Origin of the sequence: Methanothermobacter sp. THM-1, assembly GCF_009914355.1 — an archaeon.
Taxonomy (GTDB): Archaea; Methanobacteriota; Methanobacteria; order Methanobacteriales; family Methanothermobacteraceae; genus Methanothermobacter; species Methanothermobacter wolfei.
In genome coordinates, this window is record NZ_CP044013.1 from 423,228 (window position 1) to 442,571 (window position 19,344).

A 19,344-nucleotide genomic window follows, 5' to 3' on the forward strand; every position below is an offset into this window, starting at 1 on the left:
CTTATGGTAAGGCAGATTACCAAAACAAATCCCAATCTTCTAAAACTCATACGTAATCTCAGGAAAAAGTCGTCCCAGGAAGGCGCAGCCATATGGAAGGACGTTGCCAGAAGGCTTGAGAGGCCTACACGCAGAAGGGCTGCAGTCAACCTGTCAAAGATAAACAGGCACTCAGATGAAAATGAAACAGTACTTGTACCTGGAAAGGTTCTTGGCAGCGGAAGCCTTGACCACAGTGTCCAGGTCGTTGCCCTGTCATTTTCAAAGGCAGCCAGGGATAAAATAGAAAGGGCCGGTGGAGAGTGCCTGACCCTCGGAAGCGTAGTTGAGGAAAACCAGGCCATAAAGAACATAAAGATAATAGAATAAGGGTGTTGCTCATGATTATCAATGGAGAAGGACATATCCTTGGAAGACTGGCAAGCGTGGTCAGCCAGAAACTCCTCGAGGGAGAGGAAGTGGTTGTCTTAAACGCAGAGAAGATCATAATAACCGGTTCAAAGGAATGGGCATACAGGAAGTACAAACAGAGGATCGACAGGGCAAGCATATCCAACCCCCGAAGGATGGGGCCCAAGTACCCCCGACGACCGGATGACATATTCAGGAGAACGGTAAGGGGAATGCTACCCTACAGGAAAACAAAGGGGAGAGAAGCCTTCAAGGGTCTGAAGGCATACGTCGGTGTACCCAGGGAATTCCAGGATGAAGAACTTGCAGAGATACCTGATGCAAAGGCAGGTAACGTTAAGAAGGGAATGGAACTCGGAGAGATCTCAAAGCTCCTGGGCGCAAAATTCTAGACATTAGGAAGTGTAATCATGAAAAAGGTTATTCATACAAGTGGTAAGAGGAAAACCGCCATTGCAAGGGGGACCATCAGGGAAGGTAAAGGCAGGGTAAGGATCAACAAGGTCCCTGTGGAACTCTACACACCTGAACTTGCAAGGCTCAAGATCATGGAGCCACTCAAACTTGCAGGCGAAGCTGCCGGTGACGTCGACATAAACGTCAGGGTCGTTGGCGGTGGAGTTGTTGGTCAGGCAGAGGCTGCAAGGATGGTCATCGCCAAGGGCCTTGTCGAGTGGACAGGTGACATGGACCTCAAGGAAAGGTTCGTACAGTATGACAGGACAATGCTTGTAGGGGATCCAAGGCGTTCAGAACCCAAAAAGTACGGTGGCCGGGGAGCCCGTGCAAGGAGACAGAAGAGTTACAGGTAAACCCATCGATAACTTTATATATTTTTTATTTACAAACTAAAGAGTAGAATGATTCAGTATGATTCCAGTAAGATGTTTAAGCTGCGGAAAACCTGTATCAGCCTATTTCAATGAGTATCAGGAGAGAGTGGCTGATGGCGAAGACCCTGGAAAGGTCCTTGATGACCTGGGTCTTAAGAGGTACTGTTGCAGGAGAATGTTAATTTCACACGTTGAGACATGGTAGGGGACCGTAGGGTAGCTTGGTCCATCCTCCCAGCCATTGAAGAAGTTTCCATGGCTCTTCAACTGGAACGGGGATGGTCAGCACCGGAACGCTGGAGACCCGAGTTCAAATCTCGGCGGTCCCATCAAACTTTTAATCCAGGAACAATTTATTGTTTTTCCTTGGAGGCAGAATATGGCGTCAAAAAAACTTACACGTTTTGAAAGGGCAAGGCTGATAGGTGCCAGGGCACTTCAGATATCAATGGGTGCAAGGCCCCTCGTTGATATTGAGGAGTCACTGGACCCTGTTGACATAGCCCGGAAGGAACTTGAAAAGAAGGTTATACCACTGGACGTTAGAAGAGATAAATAAACTCTAATAAACCACTATTTTTCAGGATAGAGTTTATTGTGAGGTGTTTTTGTGGAAAGTATCATTGAAGATGTTAGAGTAAGGAAGATCCTTGATAGCAGAGGAAACTCCACGGTTGAGGTTGATGTTGTAACCTGGAATGGCTTTGGAAGGGCGGCAGCCCCGAGCGGTGCCAGTACAGGTTCAAGGGAGGTTGTTGCCTTCCCATCAGGTGGGGTGGATGAGATAATAACAGAGGTTGAGGATATAATCTCCTCAGAACTCATAGGGATGGACGCGGAGGACCTCCAGGACATAGACCTTGTTCTTAAGGAGATCGACGGCACAGAAAACCTGTCATCCCTGGGCGGCAACACCGTGGTTGCTGTTTCCATGGCAGTTGCCAAGGCAGCGGCATCATCATACAACATGCCCCTCTACAGGTTCCTGGGCGGAAACCTTGCAACATGCATACCCTACCCCCTGGGTAACATGATAAACGGAGGCGCCCATGCAGGAAAAAACGCCCCCGATATACAGGAGTTCCTTGTTGTCCCAACAGGGGCGGAGGACATATCAGAGGCGGTATTCGCGAATGCAGCTGTACATAAGAAGATAAGGGAACTGATACAGAAGAAGGACCCATCATTCACCGGAGGTAAGGGTGATGAGGGTGGCTGGGTGCCAAACATTTCAAACCATGACGCCCTTGAAATACAGGTAACCGCCTGTGAGGAGGTCACCGATGAACTGGGAGTCAGGGTGAGACCATCACTGGACCTTGCAGCAAGCGAATTCTGGGACTCTGAACAGGAAAAATACGTTTACAAGCAGGAGAATGTCAGTAAGGATACTGGTGAACAGGTGGACTTTGTCAGGGAGATAATTGAAACCTATGACATGTACTACGTTGAGGACCCCTTCCATGAAGGGGACTTTGAGGGCTTCGCCGAGCTCACAGCACAAGTCGGTGACAGCTGCATAATCTGCGGTGACGACATATTCGTGACCAACAGAGAGATACTCGCCGAGGGCATAGCCATGGGCGCGGCCAACGCAATAATCATCAAGCCCAACCAGATAGGTACACTCACCGACACCTACCTGACGGTTAAACTCGCCAGGGAGAACCAGTACACACCCGTCGTATCCCACAGGTCAGGTGAAACAACCGATGAGACAATAGCCCACCTTGCAGTGGCATTCGGAGCACCCCTCATCAAGACAGGCGCCATTGGCGGTGAAAGGATAGCCAAACTCAACGAACTTATACGTATACAGGAAGAAATTCCATACTCAAGGATGGCTGAACTGCCATTCACTGAATAACACTCAAACTTATTAGAGGTGATAGATTGTCAGAACTACTCATACCGCTTGACAAATACCTTGCAGCAGGACTGCACATAGGAACACAGCAGAAGACAGCTGACATGGAAAAGTACATCTACCGTGTAAGGTCAGACGGACTCTACGTCCTTGACATAAGGAAGACGAATGAAAGGATAATAGCAGCTTCAAAGTTCCTTGCAAAGTACGAACCAGACGATATACTTGCAGTTTCAACCAGACAGTACGGGCAGGAGCCTGTAAGGAAATTCGGTGAGGTTACAGGTGCAAGGACCATACCAGGGAGGTTCATTCCAGGTACGCTGACAAACCCCAACTATGCAAAGTTCCTTGAACCTGAGGTCCTGGTTGCAACCGATCCGAGGTCAGATTCACAGGCAATCATCGAGGCCAAACAGATAGGGTTACCGGTCGTCGCCCTCTGCGATACCGAGAACCTCCTGGGTAACGTTGACATTTCAATCCCTGTGAACAACAAGGGACGTAAGGCCATAGCACTGGTCTACTGGTTACTGGCAAGGCAGTTCCTGAGGGAGAAGGGTGTTCTCAAGGAGGATGAGGACCTGGATATACCTCCAACCGAATTTGAACTGAAAATCTAGAGTGGTTCTATGATAAGAAGACCTGCAGTGGCGGGGGCCTTCTATGAGGCAGACCCTGAGGCCCTGAAGAGGAGGATAGAGTGGTGCTTCAGCCATGAACTCGGCCCTGGAAGCATACCCTCCATGGGCTCCGGCAGAACCATAAAGGGGGTGATCGCCCCCCACGCAGGTTTCATGTACTCTGGACCCGTGGCAGCCCACGCATACCACGAACTTGTCACAGATGGCATACCCGAAACGGTTATAATAATCTGCCCAAACCATACAGGGATGGGTTCAGGTGTTTCAATCATGCACAGGGGTGCATGGGAGACACCCCTGGGCACCGTGGAGATAGACACCGAACTTGCAGATGCGGTGATCAGGGAATCGGGCATCATTGACCCAGACCCCTTGGCCCACAGCAGGGAGCACAGCTGTGAGGTCCACCTCCTCTTCATACAGTACTTCACAGATGACTTCTCCATAGTACCCGTAACCATGTGGATGCAGGACCAGGAAACAGCAGCCGATGTGGGGCATGCAGTCGCATCAGCCATAGAGAGAACGGGCATAGACGCCGTGGTGGTTGCAAGCACGGACTTCACCCATTACAGTCCCCAGGACCTTGCAGTGCGAAACGATAACCTTATAATTGAGAGGATAAGGGCCATGGATGATACAGGGATGTATGCTGTTATCAGTGAACTCAACGCCACCATGTGCGGTTATGGACCGGTGGCTGCAAACATAATATCATCAAGGCTGAGGGGTGCAGCTGGGTGCAGACTCCTCAAGCATGCCACAAGCGGGGATATAACCGGGGACTACAGTTCAGTTGTGGGCTACGCATCACTGGTCCTGAGATGATCTGAGGGTGAAACTTTGAGGTCAGCGGCATCTGCACCCGGCAAGGTCATTCTTTTTGGTGAACACGCAGTCGTATACGGCAAACCAGCAGTTGCAGTCGCCATCAACAGGAGGACCACCGTCACCCTTGAGGACTCCGGTGAGATGAGGATAGATATACCATCACTCGGCATCAGCTTCACAGGAGAGTCAGGGACCCCTGCGGGGGGTATACTTGATTACATCATGCGGGCCCTTGAACTCTACCATGACGGCTCACCCCTCAGGGTCAGGGTGGACATGGAGGTACCTGCAGGGTCAGGTCTCGGATCATCAGCGGCACTCACGGTGGCCCTCATAGGAGCCCTTGACGCTTACCATGGAAGAGAAGCGGGCCCAGATGATACGGCTTCAAGGGCCCATCGGGTGGAGCTGGATGTGCAGGGAGCCGCCAGCCCCCTGGACACGGCCGTGAGCACCTACGGCGGCCTCATATACCTTGCACCTGACAGGACCGTGAGGAGGCTCTCAGCCGACCTCAGAGATTCCCTTGTAATCTCATCCACCCATAGGTCAGGTAACACGGCAGAGATGGTTGCCTCGGTGAGGGAACGGTATGAGAGGCTGCCTGAGGTCATGTCAATGATAATGGATGCAACAGAAATGATAACAAGGACAGCCTGCAGGTTTATCCTTGAAAACAACCTGGAACCCCTGGGTGAACTCATGAACATCAACCATGGCTTGCTGGATGCCATGGGAGTCTCAACACCCGAGCTCTCCATGATGGTCCATGAGGCCAGGGCTGCAGGAGCAGCAGGAGCAAAGATTACAGGGGCCGGTGGAGGCGGCAGCATAGTGGCCTTCTGTCCCGGCACTGCAGGGAGTGTTGCAGAGGCGCTTGGCAGGAAATGGAACACCCTCAGGGCGGAATTCTCCAGTGAAGGAGTTTTACATCTTTAAGTTTTTCTGGCCACAGTGATTAAGGGGCTCTTATAATGATAATTCTTAAACTCGGTGGAAGCGTAATTACCAGAAAGGACTCTGATGAACCCAGAATTGACATGAATAACCTTCAGAGGATAGCATCCGAAGTAGCAAATGCTTCACCGTCATCACTCTTAATAATTCATGGGGCCGGTTCATTCGGACACCCCTTCGCAATGAAATACTCGATAGGATCAGAAATAGTGGATGAAGATGAATTCAGGTACAGGAGGATGGGATTCGGCATAACACAGAACTGGGTTAAAAGACTGAACACCCATGTATGCCAGGCCCTCCTTGATGAGGGAATACCCGCTGTATCGGTGCAGCCATCAGCCTTTATGGTGGCTGAGGACGGCCGCATAAAGGACCCTGACCTTTCACTTATAAGATCATACCTTGACGAGGGATTCGTACCGGTAAGCTACGGCGACGTTGTACTTGACCTCAACAGGAAAAGAAGGTTCTCTGTGGTGTCAGGGGACCAGCTTATAAACCACTTCTCGGCGGAACTCATGCCCGAGAGGGTGATACTCGGCACCGATGTTGACGGGGTCTACACAAGGGATCCAAGGAGATACCCTGACGCGGAACTCCTAGAGGTCATAGGTTCCATCCATGACCTTGAAGCCCTTGAGGGGACCGTAAACACCGATGTAACAGGTGGAATGGCTGGAAAGATAAGGGAGCTCCTGGCCCTCGCAGAGAAGGGTGTGGAGTCAGAGATAATCAATGCAAGTGTTAAGGGGAACATTGAAGGAGCCCTCATGGGCCGTGAGGTAAGGGGGACAAGGATAACCCTTAAGGGTTAGCGTTACCTGCAGCAGGCGGACCTGGCAGATCATGGGTATCACTGAGGGAGGCACAGTCCCCAGGGTTAATTCATTTACGATTATCAATCAAAAAGGGAAATAAAGGGCGTTAAAATGATTTCAGATAGAAAACTGGAGCATCTTATACTGTGCGCCAACTGTGATGTTGAGTACAGGAAGAAAACAGGATTTGAAGAAATTGAAATAGTGCACCGGGCAGTGCCCGAGATCAACAAGGAGAAGATAGACTTGAGTCTTGATTTCCTTGGCAAGAGACTTTCATCACCGGTAATGATAGGCGCCATTACAGGGGGGCACCCTGCATCCCTCAAAATAAACAGGGAACTTGCAAGGGCAGCCAGGGAACTTGGAGTTGCACTTGCACTGGGAAGCCAGAGGGCTGGAGTTGAACACCCTGAACTAGCCGGGACCTACTCCATTGCAAGGAGCGAGGCACCTGAGGCCATGATCATAGGTAACATTGGAAGCTCCCATACGGAATACGCTGAAAGGGCTGTTGAAATGATAGACGCGGATGCCCTTGCAGTACACCTAAACCCCCTCCAGGAGTCAATCCAGCCAGGAGGAGACATAAATTCAGAGGGAGCCCTTGAATCAATAGGGGGAATAGTTGAATCGGTTGACGTGCCGGTCATAGTGAAGGAGACAGGTGCAGGTATATGCTCTGAGGACGCGATAGAACTTGAAAAACGTGGAGTGTCAGCCATTGACGTTGCAGGTGCCGGAGGAACAAGCTGGGCTGCAGTTGAAACCTACAGGGCAGATGACAGGTACCAGGGAGAAATATTCTGGGACTGGGGGATACCAACCGCTGCAAGCACCGTGGAGGTCACCCAGTCAGTCAGCATCCCTGTGATCTCATCAGGAGGCATAAGAAGCGGCCTTGACGCTGCAAAGGCAATAGCCCTCGGCGCCGAGATGGTTGGAATAGCCCTGCCCCTCCTCGAGGCCGCCAGCCACGGTTACCGGTCAGTTATCAGACTCATAGAGAGATTCAATGAATCACTCAGAATAGCCATGTACCTTGCAGGTGCAGAGACACTTGAAGATCTTAAAAAATCACCAATCATAATCAGAGGTCATACAAGAGAATGGCTACATGAAAGGGGCTTTGAAACAGCAAAATACGCCAGGAGGTCATAATTTTGAGCGTTGAAGTAATTGCAATCGGTGGATACGAGGAAGTTGGAAAGAACATGTCCGCCGTTAAAGTTGGAGATGATGTTGTAATATTTGATATGGGGATCCACCTTGACAGGGTCCATATACATGAGGACATGGACATAGCAAGGATGCACAGTCTTGACCTCATTGAAAGGGGGGTTATACCCGATGACACGCTGATGAAGGACGTTGATGGTAAGGTAAGGGCCATAGTATTCACCCACGGACACCTTGACCATATAGGGGCCGTTGCAAAACTTGCCCACAGATACCAGGCACCGATAATCGCAACGCCCTACACCATAGCCCTCATAGAGAGGACCATAAAGGCCGAGAGGAAGTTCAACGTCCTCAACACCCTCCAGGTCCTTAACGCAGGGGAGAAGTGCCAGATATCCCCGGGCATAACCCTGGAGTTCATCCAGTCAACACACAGCATACCCCAGTCAGTCATAGCAGCCCTCCACACACCGGAGGGTATAATAGTCTACGCCCTTGACTTCAAATTCGATGATCACCAGAAGATATCCCCTCCACCTGACTACCACCGCCTCAGGGAACTCGGGAGGAAGGGCGTCCTTGCAATGATCGTTGAGACCACAAGGGCGACAGAGAAGCAGGAGGTCAAAACACACTCAGAGAAGGTTGCAAGGATAGTCCTCGAGGATATAATGAAGAACCCCCTCGAGGAGAAGACAGGGATGATCGTAACAACCTTCTCCTCCCACATGGAACGTATCCAGGCCATAAGTGACATAGCCGCCAAGAGCGACAGGCAGATGCTGCTCCTTGGAAGGTCAATGGAGCGCTACTGTGGACTTGCAGAGGCCATGGGCATACTCAAGTTACCTGAAAATGCAAGCATATACGGAAGCCCCAAGGCAGTTAACAGGGCCCTTGCCCGTGCAGAGGCGAAACGCGAGGACTACCTCCTCATAACAACGGGCCATCAGGGGGAACCCGACGCCCTCCTCCCGAGGATAGCCAATGCAAAGACCCAGTTCAGGATACAGAGGGGGGATAACGTGGTAATATCAGCCCCCGTCATCCCGAACCCCATGAACGTGGCAAACAGGAACCTCATGGAGCGCAGACTGGCCTCCAGCGGTGCAAGGATCTATACAAACGCCCATGTATCAGGCCACGCAGGCAGGGAGGACCACAGGGACTTCATAAGGATGCTTAACCCCATGCACATAATACCGGCCCACGGTGACCTGAACATGCTCTCTGCCTATGCAGAGGTGGCTGAGGAGGAAGGATACAAGCTGGGTAACGACATCCACATACTGAGGAACGGACAGGCACAGGTTTTTAATGGAGGTATCCGATGATGATGGAAGTGACCGATATTCTCAGAAGGTACTCTGCCCTAGCTGATGAAAAAATAGGGGAAGTCATCAGGGACATAACACCCGAAACACTCCTGAAGGCTTCGGAGCACCTGATAACAGCAGGCGGTAAGAAGATAAGACCGTCACTGGCCCTTTTGAGCTGTGAAGCCGTTGGAGGCAACCTGGATGATGCTGCAGGCGTCGCGGCAGCCATAGAACTCATCCACACATTCTCACTCATCCACGACGATATAATGGATGATGATGAGATGAGGCGCGGTGAGCCATCGGTCCATGTGATCTGGGGAGAACCGATGGCGATACTGGCAGGGGACGTGCTCTTCTCCAAGGCCTTCGAGGCCGTTATAAAAAACGGGGACCCCTCCATGGTCAGGGAGGCCCTTGCAGTGGTTGTTGACTCATGCGTCAAGATATGTGAGGGCCAGGCCCTTGACATGGGATTCGAGGAGAAGTTCGATGTGACAGAGGAAGAGTACATGGAGATGATCTACAAGAAAACCGCAGCCCTCATAGCCGCAGCAACAAAGGCCGGTGCAATAATGGGTTCAGGAACCCCTGAGGAGGTTTCGGCCCTGGAGGACTACGGTAAATTCATAGGACTGGCATTCCAGATCCATGACGACTACCTTGACGTTGTAAGTGACGAGGAATCCCTGGGGAAACCCGTAGGCAGCGACATAGCAGAGGGTAAGATGACCCTCATGGTTGTCAAGGCCCTTGAAAGGGCATCCGCCGAGGACAGGGAGAGACTGATATCCATCCTCCAGGCAAAGGACCAGAAACTTGTATCAGAGGCCATAGAGATCTTTGAACGCTACGATTCAATCAACTACGCCCATGAAGTTGCACTGGACCATGTGAGGATGGCCAAGGAACGCCTGATGGTTCTTGAAGACTCCGATGCAAGGGCAGCCCTCATGAGGATAGCTGACTTCGTCCTTGAAAGGGAACACTAGGTGGTGATAGGGTGGAGGACCTTGCCTACAGGTATGCCCTCATGAATGCGGTTAAACATAAGGGGAAGGCCAGTCCCGGCGCTGTCATGGGAGCCATAATGAGTAATGAACCCGAACTCAGGAAAAGGGCCGGGGAGGTGAAAGCCGCGGTCGAAGCCGCTGTGGAGAGGGTTAACTCCATGAAGCCGGCTGAACAGAAGGATGAAATGGATAGACTCGGCCTTCAGATAAGGGAGAGGAAACAGAAGAAGCGGAAGGGCCTCAGGGACCTCCCTGATGCAGGTGAAGAGGTGGTCCTGAGGTTCGCCCCGAACCCCAGCGGCCCCCTCCACATAGGCCATGCAAGGGCGGCCATCCTCAACCATGAATACGCCAGGAAATACGGGGGCAGGCTTATACTGAGGATAGAGGACACTGATCCAAGGAGGGTTGACCCTGAGGCCTACAGGATGATCCCTGAGGACCTTGAATGGCTCGGCGTGGATTGGGATGAGACCGTGATACAGAGCGACCGAATGGAAACCTACTATGAATACACAGGGAAGCTCATTGAGAAGGGAGGAGCCTACGTGTGCACATGCACCCCTGAGGAGTTCAGGGAACTTAAAAACAGGGGAGAGGCATGCAGATGCAGGGACCTGGGGGTTAAGGAGAACCTTAACCGCTGGCATGAGATGTTCGAGATGCCGGAGGGATCAGCTGTTGTAAGGGTGAAAACAGACCTTGAACACCCCAACCCTGCCATAAGGGACTGGGTTGCCATGAGGATAGTTGAGGCGGAGCATCCGCGCACCGGATCAGAGTACAGGGTCTACCCCATGATGAACTTCTCGGTTGCAGTGGACGACCACCTACTGGGCGTCACCCACGTGCTCAGGGGCAAGGACCACCTGGCGAACAGTGAAAAACAGGAGTACCTCTACAAGCACCTTGGATGGGAGCCCCCTGTATTCATACACTACGGACGCCTTAAAATGGAGGACATAGCCCTCAGCACTTCAGGGGCCCGTAAGGGTATAGAGGAGGGCCTCTACAGCGGCTGGGACGACCCCCGCCTCGGAACCCTGCGTGCAGTTGCAAGGAGGGGTATAAGGCCGGAGGCACTGAGGAAGCTCATGATAGAAATCGGGGTGAAGATAGCAGACTCAACCATGAGCTGGAAGAAGATCCACGGCCTCAACAGGACCATCCTCGAGGGGACCGCAAGGAGGTACTTCTTCGCCGCGGAGCCTGTTAAACTTGAAATAAAGGGTTTGCCGGGGCCTGTGATGGTTGAGAGGCCCCTGCACCCTGACCACCCTGAGATGGGGAACCGTGTACTTGAACTCACCTGGGAGGTCTACCTGCCAGGGGAGGACCTTAAGGAGGGACCCCTCAGGCTCATAGATGCTGTTAACGTGATCTATGAGGATGGTGAGCTCAGGTACCACAGTGAGGGCATCCATGAGGCGCGTGAACTCGGTGCTTCAATGATACACTGGGTCCCGGCAGACTCCGCCATCGAGGCAGGGGTGGTGATGCCCGACGCATCACTTCTTTCAGGGGTCATTGAAGCCGACGCCTCGGTGCTTGAGGTGGATGATGTTGTACAGCTTGAAAGGTTCGGCTTCGCCCGCTTGGATTCCCTTGATGATGGAATGATATTCTACTATGCCCACAGGTGATCCGGTTTATCAGGGCATCTTTTTTAACATTTTTCGGTAATAGAGACCATTCCGTGGACTGACTGGATGTGGTGGGGTAATTTATTGTTTCCGGTGAGTACTGCAGTTATTTGAATAGATTTGTATGGAAATTGCATTCATGTATGTTGATCCGGTGAGTGCTGCACGCTGAATCAGTTTTATCGGTTGGGGGTTCATCCGGGGGATGGTACAGCAATTTTTATTAGCTCCCCAGGACTACATGATAATATTCTTATGGATTATCCTTCGGGAGGTATTAGATCATGGTGACTGTAAACGAGAACTACCTGCTTCTTAAAAGCAGTTACATCTTTTCTGAGATAAACAGGAGAGTTGAGGAATTCCAGACCAGAAACCCTGATGCAGATATAATCAGGATGGGTATAGGTGATGTGACAAGGCCCCTTCCAGGGGCAGTTGTGGAGGCCTTCCACAGGGCCGTGGATGAGATGGCCGGTGAGGAAACCTTCAGGGGATACGGACCGGAACAGGGGTACCCCTTCCTCAGGGAAGCCATTGCAGAGAACGATTACGCCTCAAGGGGGGTTGATGTCACCCCGGATGAGATATTCATAAGCGACGGTGCCAAGTGCGACACCGGAAACATCCAGGAGATCTTCGGACTAGACAACGTGGTTGCAGTCACAGACCCCGTCTACCCGGTATACGTTGAGAGCAATGTAATGGCAGGGAGAACAGGACCCATGGATGAGTCTGGAAGATATGAGGGCCTCGTTTACCTTCCATGCACAGAGGAGAACGACTTCATACCCCCTCTGCCGGAGGAGAAGGTTGACCTCATCTACCTCTGCTATCCCAACAACCCCACAGGAACAGCCCTGACACATAAACAGCTTGCGGAATGGGTTGACTATGCAAGGGATGCTGGAAGCATAATACTCTTTGATGCAGCCTACGAGGCCTATATACAGGAGGATAACATACCCCACAGTATCTATGAGATAGAGGGTGCGAGGGAGGTTGCGGTTGAATTCAGGAGCTTCTCAAAGAACGCGGGCTTTACGGGTACAAGGTGTGCCTTCACGGTGGTGCCCGAGGAGCTTGAGGTCCCTGACAGTGAGGGAAAGATGCACGCCCTGAAGGATCTCTGGAACAGGCGCCAGACAACCAAGTTCAACGGAGTATCCTATCCGGTCCAGAGGGCTGCGGAGGCTGTCTACACGCCTGAGGGCCAGAGGGAGATAAGGGAATCAATCGATTACTACATGGAGAACGCTAAGATAATAAGGGAGAGCCTTGAGAAGGCAGGTTTAAGGTACTATGGTGGTGTTAACGCCCCCTACATATGGATCAGGACACCCGAGGGTATGGACTCATGGCAGTTCTTTGACAGACTCCTCAATGATGCGGAGGTCGTTGGAACACCGGGCGTCGGGTTCGGTCCAAGCGGTGAGGGTTACTTCCGTCTCACGGCCTTCAACTCCCTCAAGAACACTGTGAGGGCTATGGAGAGGTTATCTGAGCTGAGCTTCTGAGTTAAAGAACCGTGTGTGGTGGTGGAGGGGTTATCTGAAGAGGTAACTTCTCCAGACCTTTAAAATAAAAAAATAATTATTTTTTTAATTCATTGCCCTGTTTATTGCAATGTAGGCGACACTTGTACCTGTGTTGAGGTCCCTCTGGACTATTGACGGGCTCCTTGTCCGGGTCCAGGCTGACCAGTTGTTTCTTCCGTTGAGGTATCCGCGCTGCATAAGTGTATAGAGATCTCCTGACATGTAACTTATCCTGGGTTTAAGGTATGCTGCCTGCCTCTCGTAGCTTGAATGAAGTGATGAGGACTCCCTGCTCACACAGTGAGGTGCATAGAAGGTGTCTGTTATGTAGTGGCTTGCAACACCAAAACAGTAGCTTGCATACCTGTAGTTCCTGTTTTTGTAGGCGCTCCTGCCACGGTCAAGCCACTTCTTAGCTTCGGTGAAGCTCCTGGGAAGCTGTGCCTTACCGTGGCATGGAACTTTTCATCGGGGTCGTTGGATCCGTCAACCATGACGTTAACATTCAGCTTTAATTTCTTGGAGGATGGCAGCTTCTCGTAGATGACTTGTGCGGTGTCGTAGTGGGTCACCGTCTTCCATGCATAGGCGGAGGGTGTAAGTAGCATGACAAGCACAAGTATTAAGGACACACCCTTCAAATTCATGTTAAAAACTCCACATGTAAGTCTATATATTCACATGTATAAGCCTTTCGGAGGTTTGAAGTTGATAAAAGGAAGTTTTCTGGTGCTGTAGCTAAAATAAAAAATTAGATAAAAAATGGTTCTATTTTCCTGCTCCGCCTTTCAGGAACCCGAATGCCACGAGACCTGCTGCAGCAAGGACACCAACGATACCGTAGACGTACCATGCTGATGAACCGCTGTCGCTACCGGGGGGGTTGCATTCTTAACCTCATAGACCCTTTTACCTTCAACTGAAGATTCCTCTGAGACCTCGGATGCTGCACTAACACTTGCAGGGGTGGCGCTGATATCCTCACCTGGAGAATAACCGGCATGTCCTCCTGTAGCACCATGAGATGATCCTGAGGGAACACCACCTGTTGAACCGCCGGGCACACCACCAGGAACACCGCCCTGGTTTCCATCATGTGATCCTCCATTGTCCACCTGTACAAGGTCAGCCAGGGTCCTGTTGGCGGGGATGCTGAAGATGTATTGAAGTGCATTCATGGATCCTGTTCCGCCTGCAAGGAGTATGCCGAGTTCCTCACGGTTTATCAGTCGCTCTGCCGCTGTACTGACGGTAGGTAATGAGACGAGGTTCGGTGATGAGCAGTCATGCTTGTAGAGTCGGATGTACTCCTCATAGCTGTTGGATCCCGGGACGAATCGTGGACTCTGCCATGTGATGATGGCAACCCTTCCTGTGTTGGTCTTCTCATCCCATACTATGATGTAGCCCACCATTCCGTTCATTCCCCCGCCTGTTGTTTCAAGTGTTGTCTCCTCACTTGTAAGCCTCTGGTTTGCATAGGTTCCCTGTCCAGCTGAAACACCAAGGAGCATGAAGAGTATATCGTCCTTACAGTTGTCGAGTGTCGTGACGTAGATGTACTTCTCATTCTCACCCTTGGGGTAATTGTTGAAGATATAGTCTGCTATCAGGTAACCGGGTGAGCTTCCACCACAGACATGGTTATGGAAGAGCCATCCCATCAGCACATCGAAGGGAGGATCATATGGAAGTACCTCCTCTATTATGTAGCTAGCTGAATTCTGAACAGTGAATGTTCCACTTGTTACGTTGTAGTAGATTGATTTGATTATCTTCTGTGTACCGTTAACTAGGCAGAAGTCGAATTTAAGGTTTCCCCAGAGTGGTGCGTGCACAGGAAGGAGGGTCTTTCTGCTGAGTCTTGATCCAAGGACGTCGTAGATCCCATCCCATACAGGACTGGTGTCCTGACCGTTGAGCCTGACGTAACCCGCTGATGTGAGGACGAATAACTGATAGTCATCCCTCTCAAGTGTTATGCCGATGGCTCGGAAGAGTTCGATAGCCTTCTCTGCTGCAAGTCGACCGATGTTCCTCAAGTCGTCATATGTTAGAGTACCTGTACTGTAGGTTCTGCTTGAGGGGGTTGCATTTATCAGGTTTGTCTGGTTGAGGATGTAGTTGAGGTCAAGGCCGGCTGCTGCGACGGTTGTGTTTCCCTTGTTTGGTTCATATCCCATGAGATAGTGCACCTGTTCCTCTGTGAGATTGTCGAATGCGTAGAGGATATCCACAAGGGATTCGGGGTTTGTTTTAAGTTTTTTAACAGCCCATGCATTGAATTTAAGTTCGGATACTGCTGTTTCATAGGTTTCCTGTTTGTATTTCTTTATAAGTTCCTGGAGGTTGTAGGCCATTATGATAAGCGTACCCGTCTTTGTCTTTGAATTCCATCTGATGAAACCCACGATGTTTGTGTCTTCGGTTGTGTTGAATCCAACGTAGGCCCTTTTACCGGGTGTTGCGTCCATGGCGTATATGAATACGTCGTCATCTGAGCCGCCGGGCACACCGATAACCTGGTAACTTACACCCTCAAGGGGGAGGCCGAATTCATTTGTCGCCGGATAATATTTGAGGAGTGTTTCTATCATGGCGTATCCGCATATTGTTCCCATGCAGACGTGTCCATGGAATGCTGCTTCCCGTAGGATGTCCGGTGATAGTCCGATGGCCCATGCATTGGCAAGGCTTGCTATGGGGAATGTGTCATCTCCCAGCTTTTTCTGTAGCGTCTGGTACTGTGTGAGGGTCATATTCTGGCTGACAGTCCCTACATACAGGGGTGTCATACTTGCATTCTTGAAGTAGGCCAGTATAAGGTCGTTGCCCTTCCTCACTATGAATGCAAAGTCCAGCGGGTCAAGCCTGGTTTTCCTGAGCATCAGCAGATTTCCTTTACCATAGCTTATTATTCCACGTCCCTGGTTTAGTATACCCTCAAGGACGTCTTCCGTTGTCTGGTTCTTGTAGTAGGCGCTTCCGGCTGTTGTTATCACAAGGACTTCACCTGTTTTTGTGAAGTTCAGCAATTGATCGGCCTTCTTTGTTATTTCCCTTCCGCGTTTGTAGGCGTCGGTGGCGTTCATCTGCAGTGATAGATGGGCTGCATATCCTGTGCCGTAGCTGGCTAACTTGAACGTGTGTGAGAGTTCCCTGTAACCAGGGGCCCTGATTTTTACCGTGAACACTGTGTTTTCGGTTATGTTTTCATAGTTGAATTTGATTTTTGTCATATTGGCTGCAGGGTCAAATGTCGTGGTGAAGTTAACCTTTATACCGTTACCATCTGTTAATTCTGGGTATCAGGATTTATATTGCCATTATCATCGGCGTATTCATAATTTACCCTGATTCCCACCTCACAGTTTGTATCCACTGCGCTCACCGAACCTGTCAGTTCAACAGCAAAGAGAAGAACCATGAAAACCATGAAATACTGTCTTCCCATAACATTTCACCTCCTTAAATCTTTTATCATTAAAAATAATGATGTTACTAACATATAAATATTTATTATTACTATTTCCATGTTAATCAGGGATGTTGTAATACTAAGCAGTTTAAAGTGGGGGTGATGTGAGGAAATAGAGGATCACTCCAGGCTGCGCTCTGGGGGTTTCAGTGAAATCAGATTCATGGGACCCTTTTCAGCCTTAAGGTGATTATCTCACTTGATACCTTTTTCATGCATTGTGGAGGAACATATCAGGTAGCCATGGCATGGACTGGTCATGAATGAACAAACTAAAAGCGTCACTTTAGAAAGAAGTACTAAAATCTGGGGAATCAATGCAGCAGGATCAGGTTTTTTAGAATTACATGCCGGGAGAAGAAGCTCCGAGGACTATTAGGGGTAAGGATTCATCCATATGCAGCTTATTGTATCCTGGGGGTACTATCTGGTAACAAATAAAAAAAGGAAGTTATTTTTTCCTCTCAACCTTTATTGAGATTGGAGGTTCGATTCCCTTCCTGCGGATCACCCAGACCGTGGCTCCAAGGACAAGGAGAACTATCAGCCATGCGGGTATCACGAGGATTGTGTCGGTGGTCCTTATTGTCCTGGTCTGATGGTAACGTCCATAGTTGATCTCTGTGGTGGCGGTGTATAATCCAAACTCAAGCCATCCAGGCTTCCAGGTCTCCATGAGGGTGTAATTGTCTTCAGGGTAGACTACACCTGAGATGGGAACCCTCTGTTTCCCGGTTATACCGCTGATCTCTATGTTTCCTGTCATGTTGGCCTGCACCGTACCGTTATTCTGGAGCAGGTAGGTGAACTTCCCTGGCATGAAACTAACAAGTACTGAGGGTGCCCGGTGTTCAAGGAGCCTCAGTGACTCTATTATAGGTCCTGGCAGACCAACGTAGATGGGGATTACCAGTTCAACTCCCTGAGTTATCTGTATCTGTCCCCTGGTGGTGTTCTGGAGGGGGACACCCCTTATCACCACCGCACCGGCGGCATCAAGGTAGTTGATCTTTGATGGCGCGTTTACCGTGAACCTGACCTTCCTGGATTCACCGGGCTTCATTATGAATGTGGTGTTGCCCTCAATGGTTATCCACTCTGCTATCCCCCTATCAGAGTAGACGAGGTTTACGCTGTCCATCAGAAGCCTCTTCTTCTCAAGGGTGACGTTGACCGGTTCCTTCCCAGTGTTCCTCACCGTTATCTCACCGCTTACAGATCCATTCGGCTGGAGATTGTAGCGGAACTCTGCAGGTGAGGCCCAGAGTCCGGTTGCAATTGATGGTGCAATGGAGCCGAAAATAAGTATGACCGTTAAGAGGGCTGTTATGTTCCTTAGCTTCATGGTATCAACCTTCCATAGAAAGAGTCTAATTTAAGGGTATTTAAAAATTTATTTTATAAATAGAAAAAAGGGGGTAGTTTAAAAAATTGAATGTTTATGGTGAAGGTGCTGCTCCGTTGTGTTTAACTGCGGTGTATGTGTTTGTTATGGTGTAGACACCGTCCTCTGTGAATGATGGTACTGTGAGTCTTAGAGTTGTACTCCATGTTGCTGGGTTACCAGTTCCCTGCTGTGCCTTGTTCATGTTGTCATATATCTTCTGTGAGCTCGTTAGGAAGGTTAGATAGCTTCCGGTTACATTACTGAATATGCTGAAGTTCTCAATTCCTATGGTGTCTGTTGCGGTTGGACTTGTGAATGCTGAAGCATCGGCCCTGACGTAGAGGTCTATCTTAACGTTACCCGTGTTATTTATAGTGAAGGATGGGCTTGTCCCTGTACTTCCTGCAGCTACACTTCCAAAGTTTACATCTGGAACCTGTATTGAGATAGCTTCAGGAACTGTCACTGTCACAGTCTGGGTTGCGGTTGCAGCGTAGGATGGTCCATTGAATGTCCCGATTCCCACCACAAACATAAGTGCAACAATCAGTGGGATTATCCCCATTAATTTTTCTTTCATATCAAGTCACCGATTTTATTGATAGAATTAGTTCTCCCATAGATCATATATAAAGTTTTCGAGTTTTGTGACCATGGAAACCCATATACCATGAAGCAGTGACCAGAGTCACAAAAATGTTTTTGGATGGTTGAGGTGTACGTCAGTGTGATGTGTGCTGGTGGGGGTAACAGGGTTCAATGTTATGTTGCAGTGTATATGGGGTGTAGGAGGGGAGGATTGGGGACAATAAGGTCTGGTGTTATGTTGTGGTGTATATGGGGTGTGGGGGGCTTGGGTGCGACAAGGTCTGGTGTTATGTTGCAGTGTATATCAAGGTAACCGAGTAAGTGCCGGGGTCAGTGTAGGGAGGTACCGTTATGTATAGGCTCAGGGGAACCTCTCTAGAACCCCGAGGATCAAAAATACCGCCGTATGTTGCTATAACATAATCGCTGGTCGTGAATGATCTCTTGGCAACAGAAGGCGTGCTGAATTTAAGATTTGAAAGGGGGATCGTCTGGGAGCTGTCTGCAGTGTTTATCATGTCACCTGAGGCCCTTACAGAAAGTGTATCTCCTAATGACAGGAAATAACGGACCCTTACGTTCACGATGTTCGTATAGCTCCTCTCAACACCATCCGGGTAAACGGTCCCCAGGTTTACCGTGGAGGGTTCAGCCGTTACCGACACACTAAGTGAAAGGGGCTGAACAGTGGGGCCCTTTGATGCATTTTTAAGGTCCGTTGTGTTGTTCACGGTGTCATTTTCTGCCGCAGCCCCGAAGATTCCAGCAACAAGAAGGAAAAGTGAAATTACAGATAGAGTCTCTGTCTTCATCGTCCCAAACCTCGATATTA

At 50.0% G+C, this 19,344-nt stretch carries 21 protein-coding genes, 1 tRNA gene and 1 pseudogene; 16 read left to right on the top strand and 7 right to left on the bottom strand.

The genetic code is table 11. The features are described from left to right. The first annotated feature begins 3 nt into the window (after window positions 1–3). The 16 genes from FZP57_RS02335 (at window position 4) to FZP57_RS02410 (ending at window position 13,038) form a co-directional block, all read left to right on the top strand. Window positions 4–369, top strand: coding sequence for a 50S ribosomal protein L18e (locus tag FZP57_RS02335; RefSeq protein WP_074358595.1), 366 nt, complete (start codon window positions 4–6; stop codon window positions 367–369). Window positions 370–380: 11 nt separating this feature from the next. After that, window positions 381–803 carry a 50S ribosomal protein L13 gene (locus FZP57_RS02340; protein WP_074358596.1) on the top strand — a complete coding sequence of 141 codons (423 nt, stop codon included), beginning with the start codon at window positions 381–383 and terminating at the stop codon, window positions 801–803. Between the two features lie 18 nt (window positions 804–821). Further along, the gene (locus tag FZP57_RS02345) at window positions 822–1,223 is read left to right on the top strand and encodes a 30S ribosomal protein S9 (protein WP_074358597.1); all 402 of its coding nucleotides are present in this window, start codon (window positions 822–824) and stop codon (window positions 1,221–1,223) included. 58 nt (window positions 1,224–1,281) lie between these two features. Beyond that, the gene (locus FZP57_RS02350) at window positions 1,282–1,449 is read left to right on the top strand and encodes a DNA-directed RNA polymerase subunit N (protein WP_074358598.1); all 168 of its coding nucleotides are present in this window, start codon (window positions 1,282–1,284) and stop codon (window positions 1,447–1,449) included. Beyond that, window positions 1,450–1,573 (top strand) — tRNA-Pro (locus tag FZP57_RS02355). Between the two features lie 50 nt (window positions 1,574–1,623). Next, entirely contained in the window at window positions 1,624–1,803 is a 180-nt protein-coding gene (locus FZP57_RS02360; RefSeq protein ID WP_074358599.1) for a DNA-directed RNA polymerase subunit K, read from the top strand. A 51-nt stretch (window positions 1,804–1,854) separates the two neighbouring features. Next, window positions 1,855–3,111, top strand: a complete 1,257-nt coding sequence (gene eno, locus FZP57_RS02365) for a phosphopyruvate hydratase (RefSeq protein ID WP_074358600.1) — start codon at window positions 1,855–1,857, stop codon at window positions 3,109–3,111. 26 nt (window positions 3,112–3,137) lie between these two features. Continuing rightward, window positions 3,138–3,734 (top strand): 30S ribosomal protein S2, encoded by a 597-nt coding sequence (gene rpsB / locus FZP57_RS02370; RefSeq protein WP_074358601.1) that lies wholly within the window; start codon window positions 3,138–3,140, stop codon window positions 3,732–3,734. 9 nt (window positions 3,735–3,743) lie between these two features. Beyond that, the gene (gene amrB, locus FZP57_RS02375; protein ID WP_191216396.1) at window positions 3,744–4,583 is read left to right on the top strand and encodes an AmmeMemoRadiSam system protein B; all 840 of its coding nucleotides are present in this window, start codon (window positions 3,744–3,746) and stop codon (window positions 4,581–4,583) included. Window positions 4,584–4,598: 15 nt separating this feature from the next. Continuing rightward, the gene (gene mvk / locus FZP57_RS02380) at window positions 4,599–5,525 is read left to right on the top strand and encodes a mevalonate kinase (RefSeq protein WP_191216397.1); all 927 of its coding nucleotides are present in this window, start codon (window positions 4,599–4,601) and stop codon (window positions 5,523–5,525) included. 35 nt (window positions 5,526–5,560) lie between these two features. Further along, entirely contained in the window at window positions 5,561–6,361 is an 801-nt protein-coding gene (locus FZP57_RS02385) for an isopentenyl phosphate kinase (RefSeq protein ID WP_074358604.1), read from the top strand. 114 nt (window positions 6,362–6,475) lie between these two features. Next, window positions 6,476–7,525, top strand: a complete 1,050-nt coding sequence (gene fni, locus FZP57_RS02390) for a type 2 isopentenyl-diphosphate Delta-isomerase (protein ID WP_074358605.1) — start codon at window positions 6,476–6,478, stop codon at window positions 7,523–7,525. Between the two features lie 2 nt (window positions 7,526–7,527). Continuing rightward, window positions 7,528–8,880, top strand: coding sequence for an RNase J family beta-CASP ribonuclease (locus FZP57_RS02395; RefSeq protein ID WP_074358606.1), 1,353 nt, complete (start codon window positions 7,528–7,530; stop codon window positions 8,878–8,880). Beyond that, window positions 8,880–9,857, top strand: coding sequence for a short chain isoprenyl diphosphate synthase IdsA (gene idsA, locus FZP57_RS02400; protein WP_074359713.1), 978 nt, complete (start codon window positions 8,880–8,882; stop codon window positions 9,855–9,857). Before FZP57_RS02395 ends, idsA begins: the two co-directional genes overlap by 1 nt. 41 nt (window positions 9,858–9,898) lie before the next feature. Beyond that, complete coding sequence (gltX, locus tag FZP57_RS02405) at window positions 9,899–11,521, top strand: glutamate--tRNA ligase (protein WP_074359712.1); 1,623 nt, start codon at window positions 9,899–9,901, stop codon at window positions 11,519–11,521. 281 nt (window positions 11,522–11,802) lie between these two features. After that, window positions 11,803–13,038, top strand: a complete 1,236-nt coding sequence (locus FZP57_RS02410; RefSeq protein WP_202879485.1) for an LL-diaminopimelate aminotransferase — start codon at window positions 11,803–11,805, stop codon at window positions 13,036–13,038. Window positions 13,039–13,122: 84 nt separating this feature from the next. Here the strand turns inward: FZP57_RS02410 and FZP57_RS09300 are convergent, their stop codons facing one another. The 7 genes and pseudogenes from FZP57_RS09300 to FZP57_RS02435 form a co-directional block, all read right to left on the bottom strand. Beyond that, window positions 13,123–13,356, bottom strand: coding sequence for a hypothetical protein (locus FZP57_RS09300; protein WP_238337960.1), 234 nt, complete (start codon window positions 13,354–13,356; stop codon window positions 13,123–13,125). Then, a pseudogene (locus FZP57_RS09305) lies at window positions 13,357–13,416 on the bottom strand (hypothetical protein); the annotation flags it as partial. A 431-nt stretch (window positions 13,417–13,847) separates the two neighbouring features. Further along, window positions 13,848–16,298 (bottom strand): FmdE family protein, encoded by a 2,451-nt coding sequence (locus FZP57_RS02420; protein WP_238337961.1) that lies wholly within the window; start codon window positions 16,296–16,298, stop codon window positions 13,848–13,850. A 56-nt stretch (window positions 16,299–16,354) separates the two neighbouring features. After that, a complete protein-coding gene (locus tag FZP57_RS09310) occupies window positions 16,355–16,513 on the bottom strand; it encodes a hypothetical protein (protein WP_238337962.1) in 159 nt (52 codons plus the stop codon). Between the two features lie 475 nt (window positions 16,514–16,988). Continuing rightward, window positions 16,989–17,882: a hypothetical protein gene (locus tag FZP57_RS02425; RefSeq protein ID WP_074358608.1), complete on the bottom strand. Its 894-nt coding sequence runs from the start codon at window positions 17,880–17,882 to the stop codon at window positions 16,989–16,991. A 94-nt stretch (window positions 17,883–17,976) separates the two neighbouring features. Further along, on the bottom strand, window positions 17,977–18,504 hold the full coding sequence (locus FZP57_RS02430; protein WP_191216398.1) for a hypothetical protein: 528 nt from the start codon (window positions 18,502–18,504) through the stop codon (window positions 17,977–17,979). Window positions 18,505–18,799: 295 nt separating this feature from the next. After that, window positions 18,800–19,324 (bottom strand): hypothetical protein, encoded by a 525-nt coding sequence (locus FZP57_RS02435; RefSeq protein ID WP_191216399.1) that lies wholly within the window; start codon window positions 19,322–19,324, stop codon window positions 18,800–18,802. Window positions 19,325–19,344: the final 20 nt, after the last annotated feature.